This window comes from Streptomyces sp. NPDC060027 (assembly GCF_042737005.1).
Classification (GTDB): Bacteria; Actinomycetota; Actinomycetes; order Streptomycetales; family Streptomycetaceae; genus Streptomyces.
Genome location: NZ_JBHWVI010000096.1, coordinates 1 through 23,045, shown reverse-complemented (window position 1 = coordinate 23,045; position 23,045 = coordinate 1). Strand labels below are relative to the sequence as shown.

At 70.6% G+C, this 23,045-nt stretch carries 16 protein-coding genes; 7 read left to right on the top strand and 9 right to left on the bottom strand.

What is annotated here, in order from left to right:
- From ACFWBT_RS23280 to ACFWBT_RS23270, 3 genes are read left to right on the top strand one after another with little or no spacing between them, the layout of a single operon-like run.
- Positions 1-396, top strand: a complete 396-nt coding sequence (locus tag ACFWBT_RS23280; protein ID WP_266756317.1) for a DUF742 domain-containing protein — start codon at positions 1-3, stop codon at positions 394-396.
- Between the two features lie 24 nt (positions 397-420).
- Complete coding sequence (locus ACFWBT_RS23275) at positions 421-4,062, top strand: hydantoinase B/oxoprolinase family protein (protein WP_385703407.1); 3,642 nt, start codon at positions 421-423, stop codon at positions 4,060-4,062.
- Positions 4,043-4,648 (top strand): ATP/GTP-binding protein, encoded by a 606-nt coding sequence (locus ACFWBT_RS23270; protein WP_385703404.1) that lies wholly within the window; start codon positions 4,043-4,045, stop codon positions 4,646-4,648. Before ACFWBT_RS23275 ends, ACFWBT_RS23270 begins: the two co-directional genes overlap by 20 nt.
- 174 nt (positions 4,649-4,822) lie before the next feature.
- Here ACFWBT_RS23270 and glpK read toward each other — a convergent pair whose 3' ends face one another.
- From glpK to ACFWBT_RS23245, 5 genes are all read right to left on the bottom strand, one after another.
- Positions 4,823-6,343: a glycerol kinase GlpK gene (glpK, locus tag ACFWBT_RS23265; RefSeq protein WP_385703401.1), complete on the bottom strand. Its 1,521-nt coding sequence runs from the start codon at positions 6,341-6,343 to the stop codon at positions 4,823-4,825.
- A gap of 97 nt (positions 6,344-6,440) precedes the next feature.
- The gene (locus ACFWBT_RS23260) at positions 6,441-7,181 is read right to left on the bottom strand and encodes an MIP/aquaporin family protein (protein ID WP_385703399.1); all 741 of its coding nucleotides are present in this window, start codon (positions 7,179-7,181) and stop codon (positions 6,441-6,443) included.
- Between the two features lie 664 nt (positions 7,182-7,845).
- Positions 7,846-9,489: an EAL domain-containing protein gene (locus ACFWBT_RS23255; RefSeq protein WP_385703396.1), complete on the bottom strand. Its 1,644-nt coding sequence runs from the start codon at positions 9,487-9,489 to the stop codon at positions 7,846-7,848.
- Positions 9,490-9,730: 241 nt separating this feature from the next.
- On the bottom strand, positions 9,731-10,921 hold the full coding sequence (locus ACFWBT_RS23250) for a lipid-transfer protein (protein WP_385703393.1): 1,191 nt from the start codon (positions 10,919-10,921) through the stop codon (positions 9,731-9,733).
- 28 nt (positions 10,922-10,949) lie between these two features.
- On the bottom strand, positions 10,950-11,396 hold the full coding sequence (locus tag ACFWBT_RS23245; protein ID WP_385703390.1) for a Zn-ribbon domain-containing OB-fold protein: 447 nt from the start codon (positions 11,394-11,396) through the stop codon (positions 10,950-10,952).
- A 203-nt stretch (positions 11,397-11,599) separates the two neighbouring features.
- Here ACFWBT_RS23245 and ACFWBT_RS23240 point away from each other — a divergent pair, with 203 nt between their 5' ends.
- Positions 11,600-12,136 carry an NUDIX domain-containing protein gene (locus ACFWBT_RS23240; protein WP_385703388.1) on the top strand — a complete coding sequence of 179 codons (537 nt, stop codon included), beginning with the start codon at positions 11,600-11,602 and terminating at the stop codon, positions 12,134-12,136.
- A 3-nt stretch (positions 12,137-12,139) separates the two neighbouring features.
- Here the strand turns inward: ACFWBT_RS23240 and ACFWBT_RS23235 are convergent, their stop codons facing one another.
- A complete protein-coding gene (locus ACFWBT_RS23235; RefSeq protein WP_385703384.1) occupies positions 12,140-14,503 on the bottom strand; it encodes a TIM-barrel domain-containing protein in 2,364 nt (787 codons plus the stop codon).
- A 213-nt stretch (positions 14,504-14,716) separates the two neighbouring features.
- On the opposite strand from ACFWBT_RS23235, the gene ACFWBT_RS23230 reads away from it, so the two are divergent.
- Positions 14,717-16,684: an acetoacetate--CoA ligase gene (locus ACFWBT_RS23230; RefSeq protein ID WP_385703382.1), complete on the top strand. Its 1,968-nt coding sequence runs from the start codon at positions 14,717-14,719 to the stop codon at positions 16,682-16,684.
- Here ACFWBT_RS23230 and ACFWBT_RS23225 read toward each other — a convergent pair whose 3' ends face one another.
- A complete protein-coding gene (locus ACFWBT_RS23225) occupies positions 16,685-18,004 on the bottom strand; it encodes an aminotransferase class I/II-fold pyridoxal phosphate-dependent enzyme (RefSeq protein WP_385703379.1) in 1,320 nt (439 codons plus the stop codon).
- 110 nt (positions 18,005-18,114) lie between these two features.
- On the opposite strand from ACFWBT_RS23225, the gene ACFWBT_RS23220 reads away from it, so the two are divergent.
- Entirely contained in the window at positions 18,115-19,323 is a 1,209-nt protein-coding gene (locus ACFWBT_RS23220; protein ID WP_385703377.1) for an MFS transporter, read from the top strand.
- A gap of 22 nt (positions 19,324-19,345) precedes the next feature.
- Positions 19,346-20,239, top strand: coding sequence for a hypothetical protein (locus ACFWBT_RS23215; protein ID WP_385703374.1), 894 nt, complete (start codon positions 19,346-19,348; stop codon positions 20,237-20,239).
- A gap of 75 nt (positions 20,240-20,314) precedes the next feature.
- On the opposite strand, the gene ptsP is transcribed toward ACFWBT_RS23215, so the two are convergent.
- Positions 20,315-21,985 (bottom strand): phosphoenolpyruvate--protein phosphotransferase, encoded by a 1,671-nt coding sequence (gene ptsP / locus ACFWBT_RS23210; RefSeq protein ID WP_385703372.1) that lies wholly within the window; start codon positions 21,983-21,985, stop codon positions 20,315-20,317.
- A gap of 77 nt (positions 21,986-22,062) precedes the next feature.
- The gene (locus ACFWBT_RS23205) at positions 22,063-22,512 is read right to left on the bottom strand and encodes a PTS glucose transporter subunit IIA (protein ID WP_385703369.1); all 450 of its coding nucleotides are present in this window, start codon (positions 22,510-22,512) and stop codon (positions 22,063-22,065) included.
- Positions 22,513-23,045: the final 533 nt, after the last annotated feature.

Genomic DNA, 23,045 nt, shown 5'->3' with positions numbered 1-23,045 from the left:
ATGAGCGGAGACGGTCAGGGAACACGCCACTGGTTCGACGACGAGGCCGGACCGGTGGTCCGTCCGTACGCCATGACACGCGGCCGCACCACCAGCGCGGCCCAGCACCGCCTCGATCTGATCGCGGTAGTGGTCACGGAACAGCACGCCGAGGACCCCGAGGCCGACCACACACTGTCCCCGGAACACGTGGACATCGTCGAACTCTGCCGTGACGCTCCCCAGTCGGTCGCCGAACTCGCGGCGGAACTCGATCTGCCCATCGGAGTGGTGCGGGTCCTCATCGGGGACCTGGTGGACGACGAAATGGTCCATGTGACACGTCCCGTACCCCCTGCCGAGCTGCCGGACGAGAGTATTCTGCGCGACGTGATCAGCGGCCTCCGGGCGCTCTGAGCTGGGCGGAAACGGGGAACAGACGTGACAGGCTGGCAGTTCTGGGTCGACCGGGGCGGTACTTTCACGGACATCGTCGCGCGGCGCCCCGACGGTCGCCTGCTCACGCACAAACTCCTGTCCGACAATCCGGCCCGCTACGCCGACGCCGCCGTCGCGGGCGTCCGTGAACTCCTCGGTGACGCGGGGGACACCGCGGGCGCCCCGGTCGACGTCGTCCGGATGGGCACCACCGTCGCCACCAACGCCCTGCTGGAACGCAAGGGCGAGCGCACGCTCCTGGTGACCACCCGGGGCTTCCGCGACGCCCTGCGCATCGCCTACCAGAACCGCCCCCGCATCTTCGCCCGCGCGATCGAGCTCCCCGAGCTGCTCCACGAGCGGGTCGTCGAGGTCGACGAACGGATCGCCGCCGACGGCACCGTCCTGCGCGCCCCCGACCTGGACGCCCTCGCCGTACCCCTCCAGGAGGCGTACGACGACGGGATCCGCGCGGTCGCCGTGGTGTGTATGCACAGCCACCTCCACCCCGCCCACGAACAAGCCGTGGGGGAGCTGGCGGCCCGCGTCGGCTTCCCGCAGATCTCCCTCTCCAGCGAGGTCAGCCCGCTGATGAAGCTGGTGCCCCGCGGTGACACGGCCGTCGTCGACGCCTACCTGTCGCCCGTGCTGCGCCGCTACGTCCGACGCGTCGCCGATGAACTCCGGGACGTACGGCTGATGTTCATGCAGTCCAACGGAGGCCTCGCCGAGGCCGGCCAGTTCCGCGGCAAGGACGCCATCCTGTCCGGACCCGCGGGTGGCATCGTCGGCATGGCCCGGATGTCGCAGCTCGCCGGGTTCGACCGCGTCATCGGCTTCGACATGGGAGGTACCTCCACGGACGTCTCCCACTTCGCCGGAGAGTACGAGCGGGTCTTCACCACACAGATCGCCGGGGTCCGGCTGCGCGCCCCCATGCTGGACATCCACACCGTCGCCGCGGGCGGCGGATCGGTGCTCCACTTCGACGGATCCCGCTACCGCGTCGGTCCGGACTCGGCCGGCGCCGACCCCGGACCCGCCTGTTACCGGAGCGGCGGCCCACTGACGGTCACCGACGCCAACGTCGCACTCGGCCGTATCCAGCCCGATCACTTCCCGAAGGTGTTCGGCCCCGGCGGGGACCAGCCTCTCGACGGCGCCCTGGTCCGCGACCGGTTCACCGCCCTCGCACACGAGATCCGCGAGAGGACAGGCGACGACCGCACCCCGGAACAGGTCGCCGAGGGCTACCTCCAGATCGCCGTGACCAACATCGCCAACGCCGTCAAGCGCATCTCCGTACAGAAGGGCCACGACGTCACGCGCTACGCGCTGACCACCTTCGGCGGCGCCGGTGGCCAGCACGCGTGCATGGTCGCCGACTCGCTCGGCATCCGCACCGTCCTCGTCCCGCCCATGGCAGGCGTCCTGTCCGCCCTCGGCATCGGACTCGCCGACACGACAGCCATGCGCGAACAGTCCGTCGAGGCGCCCCTGGAACCGACCTCGATGCCGGGCATCCTGAAGACGGCCGACGACCTGGAGGGCGCCACCCGCGCCGAACTCCTCGCCGAGGACGTCCCCGAGCACCGCATCCGGATCACCCGCCGGGCCCAGCTCCGCTATGACGGCACGGACACGGCGCTGACCGTCGAGCTCACCGAGCCCGACACCATGACCCACGCCTTCGAACAACGCCATCGCGCCACCTACTCCTTCACCCTCGACCGCCCGGTCGTCGTCGAAGCCCTCTCCGTGGAAGCCACCGGTCTCACCGAACCCCCCGATCTGTCCGCCCTCGCGCCGCACGGGGCCGCACCCGCGTCCGCCTCGGCCCCCCGGGAGACGGTCAGACTCCACACGGGCGGCACCTGGCGCGACGTACCCCTGCACCGCCGCGAGGAACTCCCGCCCGGAGAGACCGTGACCGGACCCGCGATCATCGCCGAATCGGGCTCGACCACCGTCGTCGACGACGGCTGGCGGGCCGCGATGACGCACGACGGGCATCTGGTCATGGAACGCGCGGCGATCACGGAGAGTTCCGATCTCGCCACGGAGACGGATCCGGTTCTGCTCGAGGTCTTCAACAACCTCTTCATGTCCATCGCGGAACAGATGGGCGCCCGCCTGGAATCGACCGCCCAGTCCGTCAACATCAAGGAGCGCCTGGACTTCTCCTGCGCCCTCTTCGACCCCGACGGCAACCTGGTCGCCAACGCCCCGCACATCCCGGTCCACCTGGGCTCGATGGGGACGAGCGTCCAGGAGGTCGTCCGGCGGCGCGGCGACAGCATGCGGCCCGGCGACACGTATGCCGTCAACGATCCCTACCACGGCGGCACCCATCTCCCCGATGTCACCGTGATCACCCCTGTCTTCGACACGGAGGGTGACCGGATCATGTTCTACGTCGCCTCGCGCGGCCACCACGCCGAGATCGGCGGCATCGCCCCGGGCTCCATGCCCGCGAACAGCCGGACCATCGACGAGGAGGGCATCCTCTTCGACAACTGGCTGCTCGCCGAGAACGGCCGCTTCCGCGAGGCGGAGACACTGGCCCTGCTCACCGAGCCGCCCCACCCCTCGCGCAACCCGAGGACGAACCTCGCCGACCTGCGTGCCCAGATCGCCGCCAACCGGAAGGGCGTCGACGAAGTCGGCCGCATGATCGAGGACTTCGGGCTCGATGTCGTGCAGGCGTACATGAAGCACGTCCAGGACAACGCGGAGGAAGCGGTTCGCCGCGTCATCGACACGCTCGAAGGCGGCGAGTGCGCCTACGAGACCGACTCAGGGGCGGTCATCCGCGTCCGTGTCACCGTGGACCGCGAAGAACGCGCCGCCACTGTCGACTTCACGGGTACGTCCGCGCAGCTCACCACCAACTTCAACGCGCCCTTCGCCGTGGTCAACGCCGCCGTCCTGTACGTCTTCCGCACCCTGGTGGACGACGACATCCCGCTCAACGACGGCTGTCTGCGCCCCCTGCGCATCGTGGTGCCGCCAGGGTCGATGCTCTCCCCCGAACCCCCCGCCGCCGTCGTCGCCGGCAACGTGGAGACGTCCCAGGCGATCACCGGCGCCCTCTACGCGGCCTTGGCCGTGCAGGCCGAGGGCTCCGGCACCATGAACAACGTCACCTTCGGCAACGAGCGCCACCAGTACTACGAGACCGTGGCCTCCGGATCGGGTGCGGGCGACGGCTTCCCCGGCGCGCCCGTCGTCCAGACCCACATGACCAACTCGCGGCTCACCGACCCCGAGGTCCTCGAGTGGCGACTGCCCGTCCAGCTCGACGAGTTCGCGATCAGACACGGCAGCGGCGGCCCCGGACACTGGCGTGGCGGCGACGGCGCCGTGCGCCGCATCAAGTTCCACGAACCGATGACCGTCTCGACGCTCTCCCAGCACCGCAGAGTGCCGCCGTACGGCATGGCGGGCGGCGAGCCCGGTGCCCTCGGAGCCAACCGGGTGGAGCACGCCGACGGCACCGTCACGGAACTCGGCGGAAGCGGCGCGGCGAACGTCCGCCCCGGCGACGTACTCGTCATCGAAACCCCCGGCGGCGGAGGCTACGGCCCACCGCCGCGCGACCCCCATCAAGCAGGAGAAGAGATCAATGATCTTCGGGCGTTCTGAGCGCGGCAAGCCTCCGGTCGAGCCCGTCACGCTCAAGATCCTGGTGGCCGGCGGCTTCGGCGTGGGCAAGACGACCCTCGTCGGCGCGGTCAGCGAGATCAAGCCGCTGCGCACCGAGGAACTCCTCACCGAGGCGGGCCGGCCCATCGACGACACCAGTGGCGTGGAGGGCAAGCACACCACCACCGTCGCCATGGACTTCGGCCGGATCACCCTCCGCGAGGACCTGGTGCTCTACCTGTTCGGCACCCCCGGCCAGGACCGCTTCTGGTTCCTCTGGGACGAGCTCGCCACCGGCGCCCTGGGCGCCGTCGTGCTGGCCGACACCCGCCGCCTGGAAGACTGCTTCGCCGCGGTCGACTACTTCGAACGGCGGTCCATACCCTTCGTCGTCGGGGTCAACTGCTTCGAGGAATCCGCCCGCTACCCCGCGGAAGCCGTCCGCCAGGCCCTCGACCTCGACCCGGGTGTGCCCGTCGTCCTCTGCGACGCGCGGGACCGGGAGTCCGTCAAGGAGGTCCTCATCCGCGTCGTCCAGCACGCGATGGCCTACGCCGCCGCCCGCCGGGAGACCGTCACCACCTGACGCGCGACCCGAAGAACCGGCGGCGCCGAGGCCGTCACACAGGACGGGTGCGGCCCGTACCCCCGCCGACTGGGGTACGGGCCGCGGTCGTGCACGCGCGCGTGGCTCACGCGGGACACACGCGCGCGTGGACACCCGTTCCGCGCCGACGCTCCGTCGGCGTGGACGCGGGAGTCAGCCGATGGCGTCGTCGTGCCAGCCGAAGCTCTTCTCCACCGCCTTGCGCCAGTTCTGGTACTCGCGGTCGCGCACCGAGCTCTCCATGGACGGTGTCCATTCGACGTCCTTCTGCCAGTGCGTCTTCAGCTCGTCGAGGTCGTTCCACACGCCGGTCGCGAGCCCCGCCGCGTACGCGGCGCCCAGACAGGTCGTCTCGGAGACCTTCGGACGGATCACCGGCACACCGAGGACATCCGCCTGGTGCTGCATCAGCAGATTGTTCTTGGTCATGCCGCCGTCCACCTTCAGGGTGGTGATCTGCACCCCGGAGTCCTGGTACATCGCGTCCACGACCTCGCGCGTCTGCCAGCTCGTCGCCTCCAGGACCGCGCGCGCGAGGTGCGCCTTCGTGACGTACCGCGTGAGACCGGTGACCACCCCGCGGGCGTCCGAGCGCCAGTAGGGGGCGAACAGCCCCGAGAAGGCGGGCACGATGTACGCGCCGCCGTTGTCCTCGACGCTCGCCGCGAGCGTTTCGATCTCGTCGGCGGAACGGATGATGCCCAGCTGGTCGCGGAACCACTGCACCAGCGCGCCCGTGATCGCGATCGACCCCTCCAGGCAATAGACCGGCGCTTCCGTGCCGATCTTGTAGCCCATGGTCGTCAGCAGTCCGTGCTTCGAGGGAACGGGGCGGTTGCCGGTGTTCAGCAGCAGGAAGCTGCCCGTGCCGTAGGTGTTCTTGGCCGTGCCGACGTCGTAGCAGGCCTGCCCGAAGATCGCCGCCTGCTGGTCGCCGAGCGCCGACGCGACCGGGACACCGCTGAGTTGGCCCACGGCGGTGCCGTACACCTCGGCGGAGGACCTGATCTCGGGGAGCACCGCTTCGGGGACGTTCATCGCGGAGAGGATGGACGGGTCCCACTGGAGGGTTTCCAGGTTCATCAGCATGGTGCGCCCGGCGTTGGTCACGTCGGTGACGTGCCGCCCGCCGTCCGTGCCACCGGTCAGGTTCCAGATGAGCCACGAGTCGATGGTGCCGAAGGCGATCTCACCGCGTTCGGCGCGCGTGCGCAGGCCTGGGACGTTGTCGAGCAGCCAGGCCGCCTTGGGCCCGGAGAAGTAGCTGGCCAGGGGCAGTCCGGTCTGCTCGCGGAAGCGATCCTGGCCGTCCGAGCCGCCCAGTTCGTTGCACAGCGCCGACGTACGGGTGTCCTGCCAGACGATCGCGTTGTGGACGGGCTTGCCGGTGGCGCGGTCCCACAGGACCGTCGTCTCGCGCTGGTTGGTGATGCCGAGCGCGCTCAGCTGGTCGGCGCGCAGTCCGGCCTTGGCGATCGCTCCCGCGACCACGGCCTGCACCTTGGACCAGATCTCGGTGGCGTCGTGCTCCACCCAGCCCGGCTTGGGGAAGATCTGGCGGTGTTCGCGCTGGTCGACGGCGACGATCGCGCCGTCCTGGTTGAAGATGATGCAGCGGCTGGAAGTGGTGCCCTGGTCGATTGCGGCGACGTATTTCTCGGCGTTGTCCGTCATGACGTCCCCTTACGTGTTCTTCGTCAGGAGGCTGCGTTCTCGTCAGGAGCGTGCGTTCTTGTCGGGAGGCGGCGGTTTCGGGGGAGGCGGCGATTCGTCAGAAGGCCACGTTGTAGATCCCGGCGCCGATGGCGGCACCCACGATCGGGCCCACCACCGGAATCCAGGAGTAGCTCCACTCCGAGGTGCCCTTGTTGGGGATGGGCAGCAGCGCGTGGGTGAGGCGCGGTCCCAGGTCGCGGGCCGGGTTGATCGCGTATCCCGTGGGACCGCCCAGCGAGAGGCCGATGCCCACGACGAGGAAGGAGATGAGCAGGACCGGCAGGCCCGCGTCGCCGATGCCCGCGACGTGCTTGCCGCCGCCGACCAGCCCGAGGATGGGCAGCATCAGGGCGGCGGTGGCGATGATCTCGGTGATCAGGTTCTGCACCGGGTTGTCGATCTCGGGGCGCGTCGAGAAGATCCCCAGGGTCTCGATGGCCTTGTCCTCCTCGGCGTTGAGGTTGAACTGGCCGAGGTAGAGCAGCCAGCACAGGACGGCCCCGATGATGGCTCCGGCGAACTGTCCGAGGATGTAGAAGGGCACGTCCTCCCACTTCGTGGAGCCCTCGATCGCGAATCCGATCGTGACCGCCGGGTTGATCTGCCCTCCCGACAGTGGCGCCGAGGAGTAGGCGCCGGCGAGGACGCCGAAGCCCCATCCGAAAGCGATGACGACCCAGCCGGCCCCCTGGGCCTTCGACTGGTTCAGGGTCACGGCGGCGCACACACCCGCGCCGAACAGAATCAGAATCGCGGTGCCGATCAACTCGCCGACAAAGATGTCTCCGTTGCTCATGGCGGCTCCTAGGCCTTCGCCCGGGGCGATCCGCTCCGGGCCACCGTGCAGGGTGCGTTTCCCATGGCTACTTCAGCCGAAGGCAGGGAGATCCCGCGCCCCGCCCGGCGTCCGTGACGAGCGTGCCGTCGCAGCGGAATCGCCCGTGGGGACGGCCCTGGGTACAGGTCGGAGACCCGAGCGGTGCGGTGCTTGAAGACGCCCGAATGCGGCGATGCCGACTGACACCCGGAAGTGTTCACCGGCACCCAGGGGGCGTCAAGGTCGCGGACCGCAACGGTTCGAAGGGCACAAAGAGGACGCTGCACACAGGGGCGTCGGCTGAGGGCCGAGGGCGGACCGACGGCAGGGCGGCTCGCCCGTCGCGTCGCCCACTCACCGGATCCGCCGAAGGGCGCCGCGGTGGCGCCGTTCGAGACCGGCAAGGAGCGAGGGCGTCGGCGGCCTGCTCGTCGACCACTCGTCGCCGACGGCCAGTGGCCCAGCGGTCGGCCGCCAGCCGCCAGCCGCCAGCGGTCGGCGGTCGGCGGTCGGCGGTCAAAGGCGAGCGAATCGGCGCGTCTCCGCGATCGACCGCTCGACGCTGCGGCCCCTGGTCGCGCTCGTTGAAGGTCTCGGTGTGAGTGAGTGAGTGAGTGAGTCGGCGAGCGAGTGAGTCGGCCGGTCAGCCGGTCAGCGTCTGACCGTACGGCTCCATCGGCGCGGCCCTCGTGCCGCGGCGGATCTCATGACCGGGCAGCCCCGCGCGCCCCAGCACCCAACTCGCCCCGTTCAGGGCCTTGGCGGCTTGCTTGAGGGGTGCCAGACAGGCGGCCGCCTGCCGGTGATCGCTCACGCTGCCGGGGGCGCACACCACCGTGGCCAGCGACATCGTGACGGCACGGCCGCCCGCCGCCCAGGGCGCGTCGAGCACCGAGGCCGCCAGCGGACCGAGGATGTCCGGGTCGGCGAGGACCAGGAAGTCGTCGCCGCCGATGTGCCCGACGCGCGTCGTCTCGGACGCCGAGACCTGCAACACCCGCCCCACCGACCGGATCAGCTCGTCACCGGCCGCGAACCCCGCGCCGTCGTTGACCTGCTTGAAGTGGTCGACGTCCAGCCAGCTCAGCGCGAACATCCGGCCGTCCGCGATCCGCCGGTCCACCTCCCCGGTGATCGCGTCCGAACCGGGCAGCCGGGTCAGCGGGTTGAGCCTCGCCGCCTCCTCGACCCGGCTCTCGGACAGCGCCCGTACGAGGTCCGCGAGGCGTACGACGCCCACGCACCGCCCGTACCGGTCGACGACCGCGACGTCGTCGGACGTACGGTCCCGGTCCCCGTCCGCGACGACGTCGAGCACTTCCCAGGCCGTGGCGTCGACGCCGACCGTACGCGGGGGATCTCCCAGTCTGGCGGCCGGCCGATCGGCGTACAGCGCGTGCCCGTAGCGCCCGGACATCGACAACAGGAACCGTGACCGGTGCACCGACCGGACCGGAATCCCGGAAGGGTTCACGAGCACCACGCCGGACACGTCGGGTGACCCGGTGAGCAACGCCCTGACCTGCCCAGCCGATGCGGTGGTCGGTAGCAGCGCGGCCGGGCGTACGAACTGCTGTACGGACGGCCCGGACCGGGGCGTGGTGACGGCGCCGGGCGACAGTGCCGGAACGTATACGTCCGCCGAGGGCAGCCGGGCGGGCGGTGCGAACAGCTCGCCCTGCGCCAGTTGCGCGCCGGCCGACACCGCGGCGGCGCACTGCAGTTCCGTCTCGACGCCCTCGACGGACAGCAGCGCGCCCAGCTGTTCGCACAGGGTCCGCATGGCGCGCACCGCGGCGGGGCGCGACAGCAGGGACACATCGAGCTTCATCAACTCGGGAGCGAGGTCCGTCAGCAGTCGCAGTGGTACGTCGCCGTCGCCGATCCCGTCCGCGCAGATCCGGAAGCCCTCCTCGCGCACCACGGCCACCGCCTCCAGCAGGGCCTGCTGTGGCACGTGCGTGTACGGCGGGCCGATGTCGACGGTGACCTCCCAGGGCAGCCGTCCCGCCTCCCGCACCGCGTTGCGCAGCGCCGAGAGCCTGCCGAGGTCGGCCAGGGTTCCGGCGAACACGTTGACGTGCAGGGGCAGCAGCGTCTCCTTGCGGGCGGCGGCCAGGATGGCCAACGCGGCCAGCCGCCCGTCGAGTTCGGGATCGCGGCGGGCCTGCGCCAGGATGTCGCCGGACTCCGGACGCGCGAGTATCTCCAGCGCCGCGACCCCTCCGGTCGTCAGATTGACGACCGGCTGGAAGGCGAAGCGGACAGTATCCGTCCTGGAGGGCACGGCAGCAGCATGCCGCCGCCGCTGTGCGCCGGTGCGCGATTCATACGGAGTTCACGCAGGATTACGAAGTCGTCACCATGGGTGCGTACGGCTGTCCGGACGCGTCGCTCAGACCTTCTGCGGAGACTGGTTCGAGCGCGGGCTCGTCCGGGTCGGGAACGGGGTCATGGGGTGGTTGTCGCGGCAGGGCGGAGTGACGGTCGACCGCCCCCTGACCGCGACCCCGGCCGACCACGCGGGGCTACCGCACCGCCACGACCGAGGAGCCGTGGCCGAACAGCCCCTGATTCGCGGTGATCCCGACGCGGGCCCCGACGACCTGCCGGTCACCCGCGCTGTCCCGCAACTGCCAGGTCAGCTCGCACACTTGGGCGATGGCCTGTGCCGGGACGGCCTCTCCGAAGGAGGCGAGCCCGCCGCTGACGTTCACCGGTATGCGTCCGCCGAGCGCCGTCTCGCCCTCGCGCAGCAGCTTCGCGGCCTCGCCCTCCCCGCAGAGCCCGAGATCCTCGTACCACTGCAGCTCCAGAGCGGTCGACAGGTCGTACACCTCGGCGAACGAGAGATCCTCGGGCCCGATCCCCGCCTCCTCGTACGCCGCTCGGGCGATCGACGCCCGGAAGGTGCCGCCCGAGGGCTCCACCGCGACCGCGGAGTCCGTGGCGATGTCCGGCAGGTCAAGCACGGTGTTGGGATAGCGCGGCGTCACCGTCGACACCGCACGGATCCGCACCGGCTCCGACGCCCCGTGCCGGCGCGCGAACTCCATACTGGCCAGCACCACGGCCGCACCCCCGTCGGAGGTCGCGCAGATGTCGAGCAGCCGCAGCGGATCGGCGACCACGGCCGACCCGGCGACCTCCTCCGCGGTGACCCTCTTGCGGTAGCGCGCGTTCCGGTTGAGCGCGCCCAGCGCCGCGTTCTTCACCTTGACCTGGGCGAAGTCCTCCGGAGTGTCGCCGTACAGAGCCATCCGGCGGCGCGCGTACAGCCCGAAGTACGTCGGATTCGTCGCCCCGAGAACACGGAAGCGCAGCCAGTCCGGATCGTCCTGCCGGTCCCCGCCCGCGGGACGGAAGAAGCCCTTGGGCGCCGCGTCCGCGCCCACCACGAGGACCACGTCCGCGAGACCCGAGAGGATCTGCGCCCGTGCCGTGCCGAGGGCCTGGGCCCCGGACGCGCACGCCGCGTACACGCTCGCGACGCGCGCCCCCTGCCATCCGAGCGCCTTCGCGAACGTCGCCCCCGCCACATACCCGGGATAGCCTCCGCGCACGGTGTCGGCGCCCACGATCGAGCCGACGTCCCGCCAGTCGATCCCCGCGTCGGTCAGTGCCTCGCGCGCCGCCACGACCCCGTACTCGACGAAAGGTCGCCCCCACTTGCCCCATGGGTGCATCCCCACGCCGAGCACCGCCACATCGCCGGTCATGCCGCCACCCCCGTCCGCCGTGCGCCCTTCATGCCGTCACCCCTGTCGGCCGCCAGTGCCAGGTCGTCCAGGTCGTCTCCGTGTCCTCGTGCAACACACCGGGGACGACCTCCACCTCCATGCCCACCGTCAGATCGGCGACGGTGATCCCGGGAGCCGCCTGGCCGAGGACCACGAGGCGCTCGGATTCCAGCTCCACAGCGATCAACGCGTAGGGCTTCCAGGAGAGTTCCGGATCGGTCACATAGGGTGACGGAGGTCGGTACCGGCTGTCGGTGTACGACCAGACGCGGCCCCGGGAGGACAGCGGCACCTCGGTCAGCTCGCCGCCCGCACACCCCGGATTGCGGCAGAAGGCGTCCTCGCGGGGGAAGAAGACCGAGGTGCACGCCGAGCAACGGGTGCCCAGCAGGCGGAAGTCGTTCCCGTCCCCGGTGAACCAGCCGGCGACGACAGGTGTGCGTGAGCGCGACAAGATCCCTCCATGACACTTGATCTGACGGAGCGTCAGAAGTCTGCCACGCGTAACGGGAATTGGGCAGGGCACCGGTGAACCACTGGTGCCGCTATGGCGTCGGAGTACTTGTGGGGGCGGCCGGGGCCCACGGGGGTGGTTCCGGCCACCCGATCCCGACCACCCTGAAGACGCCCGATCGGTGATCGGCTACAGTCCGCGGCGTGTCAGCATCCCCGCACCCACCCGCCGACTTCGCGCCCGATTCACACTGCTCCAGCTGCGGCGCCCGCTACGGAGAGGGCATCTCCGGATGGCCCCGCACCTGCGCCGCCTGCGGCACGGTGGCCTACCGCAATCCCTTGCCGGTCGCAGTGGCCCTGCAGCCCGTCTACGACGACAGGGGGTCCTCCTTGGTCGTCATCACCCGGACCATCTCTCCCGCGCGCGGGGGCGTTGCCCTGCCCGGGGGATTCATCGACCACCGGGAGGACTGGCGCCACGCCGTCGTGCGTGAACTCAAGGAGGAGACGGGCATCGACGCGGCGAGCAGGGACGTGCGGCTCGCCGACGCGATGAGCTCTCCAGCGGGCCATCTGCTGCTCTTCGGGCTCCTCCCGGAACGCCCGGCCGCCGAGCTGCCGCAGTCCGCGGCCACGGACGAGACGGAAGGCTGGCATCTGCTCCGCAGGCCGGCCGAACTCGCCTTCCCGCTCCACACCCTGGCGACCCGGGCCTGGTTCGAGGGACGGTACATCTGAGGGTCAGCGTGCCCCCAGCCCCCGCACCCGCACGGGATACGGCGGCTCGCCGGGGCCCTCCCCGGCCCGCCGTACCACCACCTCGTCACCCTCCCAGCGGGTCACGTAACGCTCGACCTCCGGCTCCTCCCAGCCGTCACCCGCGTCCGGCACGACGAGCCCGCCTCCGGTGCGCCCGCGCGCGGGCGCCCACGCCTCGAGCTCCAGACCGCCGTCGGCACCGCGTACGGGCACGACGGCACCGGCCCGCGCAAGCACCGGAATCCGCGACAAGGGGGCGTCGATCAGCACCTGCGCCGGTCCCTCGTACGCCGCCCCGGTGACCGTGTCGTACCAACGTCCCCGCGGCAGCTGCACCGCCCGCCGCTCCGTCCCGTGATCCAGTACGGGCGCCACGAGGAGGCTGTCGCCGAGCAGGAAGGCGTCCTCGCAGTCGCGCAGCGCCCGGTCCTCCGGCGCGCCCCACCACAGAGGCCGCACGTACGGGGCACCCGTGCGGCGCGCCAGGTGCGCCAACGTCATGAAGTACGGGAGCAGCCGCCGTCGTTCGACGAGCGCCACGCGCGCGTGCTCCAGAACCTCGTCACCGAACTCCCAGGGCTCCCTTCGCCCGGCTCGCAGGCTCGCGTGCGTACGGAACAACGGCAGATACGCCCCGAGCTGGAACCACCGCAGATAGAGCTCGGGCGACGGGCTGCCGTCGAAGCCGCCCACGTCGGGTCCCGAGTAGGGCACTCCGCAGAGCCCGAGCCCCATCACCAGGGACAACGACGCCCGCAACCCCGGCCAGCCCGTGGCCACGTCCCCGGACCAGGTCCCTCCGTAGCGCTGCAGTCCCGCCCACCCCGAGCGCGAGAAGAGGAACGGCCGCTCCTGGGGCGCGAGTTCACGCAACCCCTCATAGGCGGCCCGGGCCATGCCCAGCGCGTACACGTTGTGCGCCTCGCGGTGGTCACCGCCGCGGCCCTCCAGGGAGTGCCGGGCCGAACGCGGCAGCGTCGACTCCCCGAAGGCCGTGAACGACGTCGGCTCGTTCATGTCGTGCCAGAACCCCGCGAACCCCTGCGCGAGCCGCTCCTTGTAGAGCCCGCCCCACCACGCACGCGCCCGCGCGTGCGTGAAGTCCGGATAGACGGACTCCCCGGGCCACACGACCCCCTTCACGAGCTGTCCCGAGGCATCCCGCACAAACGCGTCCTCCGCGAGACCGCTGTCGTACACGGCGTTGCCCGGCTCGGCCTTGACCGCCGGGTCGACGATCGACACCAGCCGGATTCCGTCGCGCCGCAGCTCGTCCGCGAGTACGGGAAGCTTCGGGAAGTTGTCGCGATCGACCGTGAACACCTGATGGGCGTCAAAGTGGTCGATGTCCAGGTGCACGGCGTCCAGCGGCAGGCCGCGCTCCTGATAGCCCGCGACGATCCGCCGCACCTCCTGCTCGCTGCCGAAGCCCCACCGCGCGTGCTGATGCCCCAGGGCCCAGGCGGGTGGCAGCGCGGCCGCGCCGGTCAGCGACGCCCAGGCGTGCAGCACGCGCGCGGGAGTCCCCACCATCACCCAGCAGCGCAGTGGGCCGCCGTCCATGCGCAGCTCGCACGATCCGGCGCGGTCGTGCCCGGAGCCGGCGCCCTCCTCGCCCTCGCGCAGGGTCACGGTGCCGTCCCACGTCGTGTCGTGGAACACGAGGTGCGTGGCCGCGTCGGCGACCACCAGCTGCACGGGCATCGTGAGGTACAGCGGATCGTCGCCCGGCCCGAAAGCCTGTCCGGGGTCCGTGTTCCACAGCCGGTATGTCCCGTCGCGCAGCCGGGAACCCGCGGCCCTCCCGCCCAGACCGAAGAACCGGGCGTCGGCCGCGACTTCGGAACGCTGCATCCAGCGGGCCGCGCCGCCCTCGACGGGTTCCCACCACCGGGGCGGCAGGTCGCGACGCAGGATCACCCCACCGGGGGTGAGCACCTCGACCGCGCCGTGCCGGGAGACCGCGACCGTGACCCGCTCGGCCACGACCCGCCAGCCGCCGTCCTTGTCCGGCTCCAGGACGGCCCGCGGGTCCGGCTCCGGGCAGCGGCCGGCAAGTGCGTACGACGGCTCCGGCGCGACCGCGTCCCAGCCCCAGAACACCGCTCCGCTCACCGCGACCGTGATCCGCAGCTCCGACCGGGTGAACCGGACGACCCCGCCGCCGGGGCCCGGCTCCACACCGAGCACCGGCCCGGGCACCCGGGCCCGCTCCGCGCCCCGCTGCGGCAACCCGGCGGCGTCGGCACGCCTCCTGCGCCATGCGGCACGCACCGTCAGCAGCCCTTGAGCAGCACCCCCCGAGCCGATCGCTTTCACCGAACGCACCAGGTCACGACCGTCCATGGTGCTCACCCTGCCACTACCGGAACCCTACGAGTGAGCCGTTCAGCTGCCGTTCACCTGTAGCGACACCACATCTTCATGTCGCCGACTATGTGTGGCGTGCCCTGGTGCAGAAGTCGATCACATGGCATCGTCCGTGTCAGCCGCGTGACGCGCACACCCCCGCTCGTGCGCGACCGACGCACACGACGCGCACAGTCCGGGAGCCGCTCCATGTCCACTCCGAACCCCTCACCGCTCTGGCAGCCCACCGACGAGGTCATCGCCCAGGCACAGATCACGAAGTTCCAGGCCTGGGCGGCCGAACGGCACGGAGCCCCGTCCGACGGCGGCTACGCGGCCTTGCACCGCTGGTCGGTCGACGAGCTGGACACCTTCTGGAAAGCCGTCACCGAGTGGTTCGACGTACGGTTCTCGACCCCCTACGCGCGCGTGCTCGGCGACCGTTCCATGCCCGGTGCCGCGTGGTTCCCCGGAGCCTCCCTCAACTACGCGGAGCACGCCCTGCGCGCCGCGGAGACCCGCGCGGACGAACCGGCCCTCCTGTATGTCGACGAGACCCATGAGTCGATCCCCGTGACGTGGTCCGACCTGCGCCGCCAGGTCGGCTCCCTCGCCGCCGAACTGCGCGCCCTCGGCGTACGCCCCGGAGACCGCGTCAGCGGCTATCTCCCGAACATTCCCCAGGCCGTGGTCGCCCTGCTCGCCACGGCCGCCGTGGGCGGCGTCTGGACGTCCTGCGCCCCCGACTTCGGCGCCCGCAGCGTCCTCGACCGCTTCCAGCAGGTCGAACCCGTGGTCCTCTTCAGCGTCGACGGCTACCGCTACGGCGGCAAGGAGCACGACCGCCGCGACGAGGTCGCCGAACTGCGCCGTGAACTGCCCACCCTGCGCGCCGTCGTGCACATCCCGCTGCTGGGCACGGATGCACCCGAGGGAGCCCTGGACTGGTCGGCCCTGACCTCCGCCGACGTGGAGCCGGTCTTCGAGCAGGTCCCCTTCGACCACCCACTGTGGGTGCTCTACTCCTCCGGCACGACAGGCCTCCCCAAGGCCATCGTCCAGTCCCAGGGCGGCATCCTCGTCGAGCACCTCAAGCAGCTCGGCCTGCACTGCGACCTGGGCCCCGAGGACCGCTTCTTCTGGTACACGTCCACCGGCTGGATGATGTGGAACTTCCTCGTCTCCGGTCTGCTCACGGGCACCACGATCGTCCTGTACGACGGCAGCCCCGGGTACCCGGACACGGGCGCCCAGTGGCGCATCGCCGAACGCACCGGAGCGACCCTCTACGGCACGTCCGCCGCGTACGTCATGGCCTGCCGCAAGGCCGGCGTCCACCCCTCACGCGACTTCGACCTCACGCGCGTGCGGTGCGTCGCCACCACCGGCTCGCCCCTGCCGCCCGACGGATTCCGCTGGCTGCACGACGAGGTCCGCGACGACCTGTGGATCGCCTCCGTCAGCGGCGGCACGGACGTGTGCTCCTGCTTCGCGGGAGCGGTACCGACGCTCCCCGTGTACATCGGCGAACTCCAGGCCGCCGGCCTCGGCACCGACCTCCAGTCCTGGGACCCCAGCGGAAAGCCCCTCACCGACGAGGTCGGCGAGCTGGTCGTCACCAACCCGATGCCGTCGATGCCCATCCGCTTCTGGAACGACCCCGACGGCAGCCGCTACCACGACAGCTACTTCGACACCTATCCCGGAGTGTGGCGCCACGGTGACTGGATCACCGTCACCTCACGAGGCTCGGTCGTCATCCACGGCCGCTCCGACTCGACGCTCAACCGGCAGGGCGTGCGCATGGGCTCGGCCGACATCTACGAAGCCGTCGAGCGGCTCCCCGAGATCAAGGAGTCGCTCGTCATCGGCATCGAACAGCCCGACGGCGGCTACTGGATGCCGCTGTTCGTCCACCTCGCCCCCGGAGCCGTCCTCGACGAGGACCTCCTGAACCGCATCAAGCGGACCATCCGGGAGCAGCTCTCGCCCCGCCACGTCCCCGACGAGGTCATCGAAGTGCCCGGAGTGCCCCACACCCTCACCGGCAAGCGCATCGAGGTGCCCGTCAAACGCCTCCTCCAGGGCGCCCCCATGGAGAAGGCCGTCAACATCGGCTCCGTGGACAACGTCGAGCTCCTGCGCTTCTACGAAGAGCTGGCCCGCAAGCGCGGCTGATCAGCCTCCGTAGGTGGCCTCGGACTCGCCGAGCACAGCGGCGAAGTCCGAGGCCAGGCGCACGGCGTCGGCGGGCGCGAGTTCCGCGACCGAGATGCGTACTCCGGGCGCGGTCGAGGTGCGGAAGCGCGCACCCGCCGCGACCCACCATCCGTACGAACGCAGCCCGTTCACGGCGGCCGACTCGTCCCGCACCGGCACCCAGACGTTCAGCCCGCTCACGCCGTGGGCGGCCATTCCCCGGTCGGTGAGCTCACGGACGAGTGCGTTCCGACGCAGCGCGTACGCGTCCTGAGCGCGTGCCACCAACGCGCGCGTGCCCGCGTCCGTCATCAGCCCGTGCACCGTCTCCTGCAAGAGATGACTGACCCAGCCCGATGTCAGCAGCAGGCGGCCGTCGTGCCGGGCCAGGGTCGTCGGATCGCACGCCGCGGCCGCCCATCGCAGATCGGTCCCCAGGAACTTGCTCACCGTCCGCACATGGACCCAGCGGGCCAAGCCGCCCGTGGTCAGGGTGTACAGCGGCGCGTCGGCGACCGACGACGCGTGGTCGTTCTCCACGACCAGCACATCGGGCTCCGCCTGAAGGATGTCGACCAGTGCGTCCCGCCGTGCCTCCGAGAAGCCGCCGCCGTAGGGGTTCTGCGCCCGCGGACTGCACACCACCGCGCGTACCCCTGCCCGTAGTGCCGCGCGCAAGGCTTCGGGACGGATGCCCTGGTCGTCCACCGCGACCGGAACCGTGCGCAGTCCCAGCGCCGTGACCAGATCCAGCAGATGGTGATAGCCGGGGTCCTCCATCGCGACGGCGTCCCCGGGACGCAACTCCACCGACAGCAGGCGCCCGATCAGATCCAGCGCGCCATGAGCGAAGGTCACGTGTTCCGTCGGTACTCCGTCGGGCCCCAGCCAGTCGCGCACCACGTCCTCCAGCCGTGCCAGACGCGGCGTACTCCGATGCGATCGCGCACCGGGGGAGAGCCGCGACGGCGGCACCAGGTGGGGGAGGAGTTCGGGGTCCGGATGCCCGCCGGCCAGGTCGCGCAGCCCGTCAGGCACGCGCGGCGGCCGCCGTGACGCCACCGCGGGCGCGGGGGCGACCACGGTCCCGCCGCGCCCGCGGGTCACCACGATCGCGCGCCGCCTCAACTCCTTGTACGCCGTCGCGACCGTCCCCGGGCTCACGCCGAGCCGATCGGCCAGGGCGCGCACCGGAGGCAGTGCGGTGCCCGGCTCCAACGCACCCTCGGTCACGCCTCGTTCGACGGACGCGGCAATTCCCTTGGCCGTCGTACCACTGATCACATATTGTGTTGCCACGTTGTTGAGTATGTATCAATACATAATCCATGGCAAGGGGAACAGTGAGTCCGACGCGCCGCGCAGCCGCATGGTCGACCCGCATTCCAGGAGGCCCCGACGGCCGCAGAATGCTCTGGATCGCCCTGATGGACCGCATCGGCAGCGGACTGTGGGCATCCGTCTCCGTCCTGTACTTCACCTACGTCACCGGTCTCTCGGTCGCACAGATCGGCACCCTCGTGGCCGCGGCCGGAGCCGTCGGCATCGCGGGCGCACCCCTGGGCGGTCGCATCGCCGACCGTCTGCCGCTCACCCACGTCCTGATCGCGCTCCAACTCCTGCGGGCCCTCGCCTCCTTCGCGCTGCTGACAACCGACAACTACGCCCTCCTCCTGGCGTTCTCCGCCGCGGGCAGTTTCGGCGACCGCGCCGCGAACGTCCTCACCAAGCTCTACGCCACCCGCGTCGCGGGACCCGACCGTGTCCGCTATCAAGCGGTCACCCGGACAGTTGCCAACGCCGGTTGGGCCCTGGGCGGCCTCGTCGCGGCGGCGGCGCTCACCATCGGCACCACCGCCGCGTACCAATGGCTGCTCGCGGGCGACGCCGTCTCGTTCGCGACCGTCGCCCTCGCGACCGCCCGCTGCGGCGAACCGCCCTCGGTCACCCGCACGATCGCCACATCGAAGGACCCCGTCCCCACGACGCGGCCGGCCGGTCCGTGGCGCGACCGCACCTACCTCGCCTACGTGGCCACCGAGACTGTCCTCTTCCTCGACGACGCCGTGTTCAAGGTCGGGTTGCCCCTGTGGATCGCCCACTCCGACCACGCACCGCACGGGCTCGCACCACTGCTGATGGTCCTGAACAACGTGATGGTCGTGACCCTCCAGGTCCCCCTGGCCCGCTTCGGCGCCACGACGGCCGCGGCCCGGGCCCTGCTCATGCCGCTCTCCGCCGTCTTCGCCCTCGGAGGAGTCACCATGGCGCTCTCCGCGACAGGCGGAGTCGTGGCCGTGACCCTCTTCCTGACCGTGGCGGCCGCCGCCTTCACCGTGGCCGAGATGCTGCACGCCACCGTCTCCTGGGAACTCTCGGTAGCCCTCGCCCCCGAAACCGCACAGGGCGCCTATCTCGGTGTCCACGGACTGGCCCAGGCCGCACAGCGCAGCGTTGGGCCACTCGCCGTCACCGCGGCCATCGCCGCAGGCCCACCCGGCTGGACCCTCTTCGGCACAGTCATAGCCCTGACCTGCTTGTTTCAGCATCGCATCGTGCGTGACCGGCTCACTCGACCCGCATTGTCAGTGCCGCCCGTTACTGTGAGTGAGCATTGATCGACTGCGCACAGGGGGAAAAATGGCGCACACCCAGCACCTCACCATGCGACGCGTCCTGCGCCGCGAAATCGCCGGCACCATCGGCCTGCTGACCGACGAACAGGACTTCAGGGCGATGCGGCGCTACCGTACCTTCGCCTTCGACGACCACACGACCTATCTCCAGCAGGTCGAAGCCCTGCTCAGGACCCTCGCCGCCCAGGGCAGCCACACCACGGTGGCCCTCTTCGACCCCGAGGAGTACGCCGAATACTGCGCGGAGAGCGGCCTGGAACCCGACACCCCGACCAGCCGTACCCGCTTCACCGCGCAACTCGCAGCGACCGGCCCCACTGTTCCCTACGACGGACAGCCCCTCGACCAGCTGGTCCCGGACCTCGTCGACGAAGCGGTCCGCCGAGCCACCTGGGAGTACGCGACCACACTCCTGGCGCGCATCGGCACCTGCGCGACCTGCGGAGAGGACATCGGCCGCACCTCCTTCGTCCGCGCCGCCCACCTGCTCACCCGAGTCGTCGACACCGCGAGCCCCGGAGACCTCCACCTCGTGTGCAGCATCTCGGCGGCACCCGACACACTCGTCGCCGTGCTCCGAGCGGAGGAGCGCACCGAAGGCGCCACGCGCCTCGACGAAGCCGAAGCCCTCGAATTCACCACCGTCCTGGCTCTCGGCATCGCCACCGGAAGCGCAGGCGGGCTCGTCATGCGCACCACCACACCCGACACCACCGACCGTGTCTACGGATGGCGTCTGCGCGGAGACACCCTGGAGCCCCTCACCGCCGCAGAGGTGTTCGACGCCTACTGCACCGACATCGAATCCGGCGACCTGGTATCCCCGGAATCGGGCGTCGACTACTGCGTACCGCCCGACCTCGGTGACGAGGTGAAGGGGACGGGCCACACGCACTGAACGCGAAAGGGGCGCCCCATCCGCAGATGGAGCGCCCCTCCGCACCGCATGTCGCTCGTCGGCGACGCGGTCCGGCTACTCGCCGGACAGCACCGCCTGCGCCGCGGTGCGCGCCTCTTCCGCCGTGTCCGTGGCGCGTGCGGCCGAGGCGGCGCGCTCGCACTGGGCCAGCGTGTACTTGGCCAGCGTCGCCCGCACATAAGGAATCGACGCGGCACCCATCGAAAGGGAGGTGACGCCCAGACCGGTCAGCACACAGGCGAGCAGCGGGTCCGAAGCGGCCTCACCACAGACACCACAGCTCTTGCCCTCGGCCTTCGCCGCCTCGGCGGACAGCGCGACCAGGTCGAGCAGCGCCGGCTGCCACGGGTCCTGCAGGCGGGACACCGCGCCCACCTGCCGGTCGGCGGCGAACGTGTACTGCGCGAGGTCGTTCGTCCCCAGAGAGAGGAATTCGACCTCCTGCAGGATCGACCGAGCCCGCAGCGCGGCCGACGGGATCTCCACCATCGCGCCGAACTTCGCCCGCAGCCCGGCCGCACGGCACGCGTCCGCGAACGCCTTGGCATCCGTACGGTCCGCGACCATCGGAGCCATGACCTCGAGATAGACCGGCAGCCCCTCCGAAGCCTTCGCGAGGGCGGTGAGCTGCGTACGCAGCACATCGGGGTGGTCGAGCAGCGAACGCAGACCCCGCACACCGAGCGCCGGGTTCGGCTCGTCGGCCGGAGTCAGGAAGTCCAGTGGCTTGTCCGCGCCCGCGTCCAGCACCCGCACCACGACACGGCCCTCCGGGAAGGCCTCGAGCACCTGGCGATATGCCTCGACCTGCTTCTCCTCCGACGGCGCCTGCTTGCTGTCGTCGAGAAAGAGGAACTCGGTACGGAACAGCCCGACGCCTTCGGCACCCGCCTCGACGGCCGCCGGTACGTCCGCAGGACCGCCGACGTTGGCCAGCAGCGGCACCTTGTGTCCGTCGGAGGTGGCGCCGGGACCCGTCGAGGCGGAGAGCGCCGCCTTGCGCTGGGCCGCCGCGGACTCCAGCTGCGCCTTCTTCTCCGCGCTCGGCTCCACGAAGATCTCACCCGTGCTGCCGTCGACGGCGATCACGGTGCCTTCGGCGAGCTCCCCGGCGCCGGGGAGCGCCACGACGGCCGGTACTCCGAGCGCACGCGCCAGGATCGCGCTGTGACTGGTCGGGCCGCCCTCCTCGGTGACGAAACCGAGAACCAGCGTCGGGTCGAGCAGTGCCGTGTCGGCGGGCGCCAGGTCGCGTGCGATAAGGACGTAGGGCTCGTCACTGTCCGGGACACCCGGCATGGGCACGCCGAGCAGCCGCGCGACGATACGGTTCCGCACGTCGTCCAGATCGGCCACGCGGCCGGCGAGGTACTCACCGGCGCCGGCCAGCAGCGCCCGGTACGCGGCGAACGCGTCGTAGACGGCACGCTCGGCCGTACTGCCGACGGCGATCCGCCGTTCAACATCAGCCATCAGCTCGGGGTCCTGGGCCATCATGGCCTGGGCCTCGAGTACCGCCTGGGCTTCGCCCCCCGCCAGATTGCCGCGCGCAATCAGGTCGGCTGCCACAGCCTCCACGGCCTTGCGGGCACGCCCCTGTTCGCGCGCCGCGTCCTCCGCGGGGATCTGCTTGGCAGGCGGTTCAAGAACCGCCGTTCCCATGTGCCGAACCTCGCCGATCGCCACACCGTGGCTCACGCCGACGCCTCGCAGCGTTGTCTCCATCTCACCCGTCTCCGATAGTGCGGCAGGTCTCGCCGCCGTGATGGTTGTCGAACACGCCGTCCAGGACGGCGTCGATGTCACTGCCAGCCGAAGAGCTCGTCGCCGGCCTTCACATCGCCGTCCTCGCGGACGTCGGAGAGGGAGTCCGCCGTGGCTTCGAGAGCCACGACCGGGCACACCGGGGACTTACCGGCGGCCTCGACCGCGGTCGGGTTCCACCGCACGACGCTCTGACCGCGCGTCACGGTGTCCCCCTTGTTGACGAGCAGCTCGAAGCCCTCGCCATTGAGCTGCACGGTGTCGATGCCCAGGTGCGTGAGCACGCCATGGCCCTCGCTGTCGACGACGACGAACGCGTGCGGGTGAAGAGAGACGATCACTCCGTCCACGGGGGCGACAGCCTCCGAGGGTTCACGCACGGGGTCGATCGCCGTGCCGGGGCCGACCATCGCCCCGGAGAACACGGGGTCGGGTACCGCGGCAAGGCCGATGGCGCGTCCTGCAAGAGGGGACGTCACTGTGGTCATGGGAAGCCTCCCAGGGGTGGAGATCTATATGAGCCGTCACTGCCTGTCCCGGACGGCGCACTGTTGAGCAGGGTATGTCATATGAAGTGCCGGTTCCGTGCGAGAGGTCCCGGTTGGCGGCCGTAGAGCACAGGGCAAACGATTTGCGCCCGCTCCCGGCACCCATGTAGAGTCGTACTCCTGCTTGAGGCTGAGCGGCGTGACCAAGCGTCGTTGCCCGGCAGCACCCAACTTGTCAGATCCTATCTCGGGGTCTCCTTCCGTATGTCTACGGGACGGTGGTCAGAGAGACGGAAAAGCACTGATAGAGTCGGGCTCGCCGGAAAGGGAAACGCGGAAGCGGGAACCTGGAAAGCACCGAGGAAATCGGATACGGAAACGGTCTGATAGAGTCGGAAACGCAAGACCGAAGGGAAGCGCCCGGAGGAAAGCCCGAGAGGGTGAGTACAAAGGAAGCGTCCGTTCCTTGAGAACTCAACAGCGTGCCAAAAATCAACGCCAGATTTGTTGATACCCCGTCTCCGGCCGATCGG

What these genes read in the sequence shown, in the direction of transcription:
- ACFWBT_RS23215 (WP_385703374.1), top strand. Translation starts at nt 19,346, where the DNA reads ATGGCGCACACCCAGCACCTCACCATGCGACGCGTCCTGCGCCGCGAA.
- glpK (WP_385703401.1), bottom strand. Translation starts at nt 6,343, where the DNA reads ATGACGGACAACGCCGAGAAATACGTCGCCGCAATCGACCAGGGCACC.
- ACFWBT_RS23260 (WP_385703399.1), bottom strand. Translation starts at nt 7,181, where the DNA reads ATGAGCAACGGAGACATCTTTGTCGGCGAGTTGATCGGCACCGCGATT.
- ACFWBT_RS23230 (WP_385703382.1), top strand. Translation starts at nt 14,717, where the DNA reads ATGTCCACTCCGAACCCCTCACCGCTCTGGCAGCCCACCGACGAGGTC.
- ACFWBT_RS23205 (WP_385703369.1), bottom strand. Translation starts at nt 22,512, where the DNA reads ATGACCACAGTGACGTCCCCTCTTGCAGGACGCGCCATCGGCCTTGCC.
- ACFWBT_RS23220 (WP_385703377.1), top strand. Translation starts at nt 18,115, where the DNA reads ATGCTCTGGATCGCCCTGATGGACCGCATCGGCAGCGGACTGTGGGCA.
- ACFWBT_RS23270 (WP_385703404.1), top strand. Translation starts at nt 4,043, where the DNA reads ATGATCTTCGGGCGTTCTGAGCGCGGCAAGCCTCCGGTCGAGCCCGTC.
- ACFWBT_RS23235 (WP_385703384.1), bottom strand. Translation starts at nt 14,503, where the DNA reads ATGGACGGTCGTGACCTGGTGCGTTCGGTGAAAGCGATCGGCTCGGGG.
- ACFWBT_RS23250 (WP_385703393.1), bottom strand. Translation starts at nt 10,921, where the DNA reads ATGACCGGCGATGTGGCGGTGCTCGGCGTGGGGATGCACCCATGGGGC.
- ACFWBT_RS23280 (WP_266756317.1), top strand. Translation starts at nt 1, where the DNA reads ATGAGCGGAGACGGTCAGGGAACACGCCACTGGTTCGACGACGAGGCC.
- ptsP (WP_385703372.1), bottom strand. Translation starts at nt 21,985, where the DNA reads ATGGAGACAACGCTGCGAGGCGTCGGCGTGAGCCACGGTGTGGCGATC.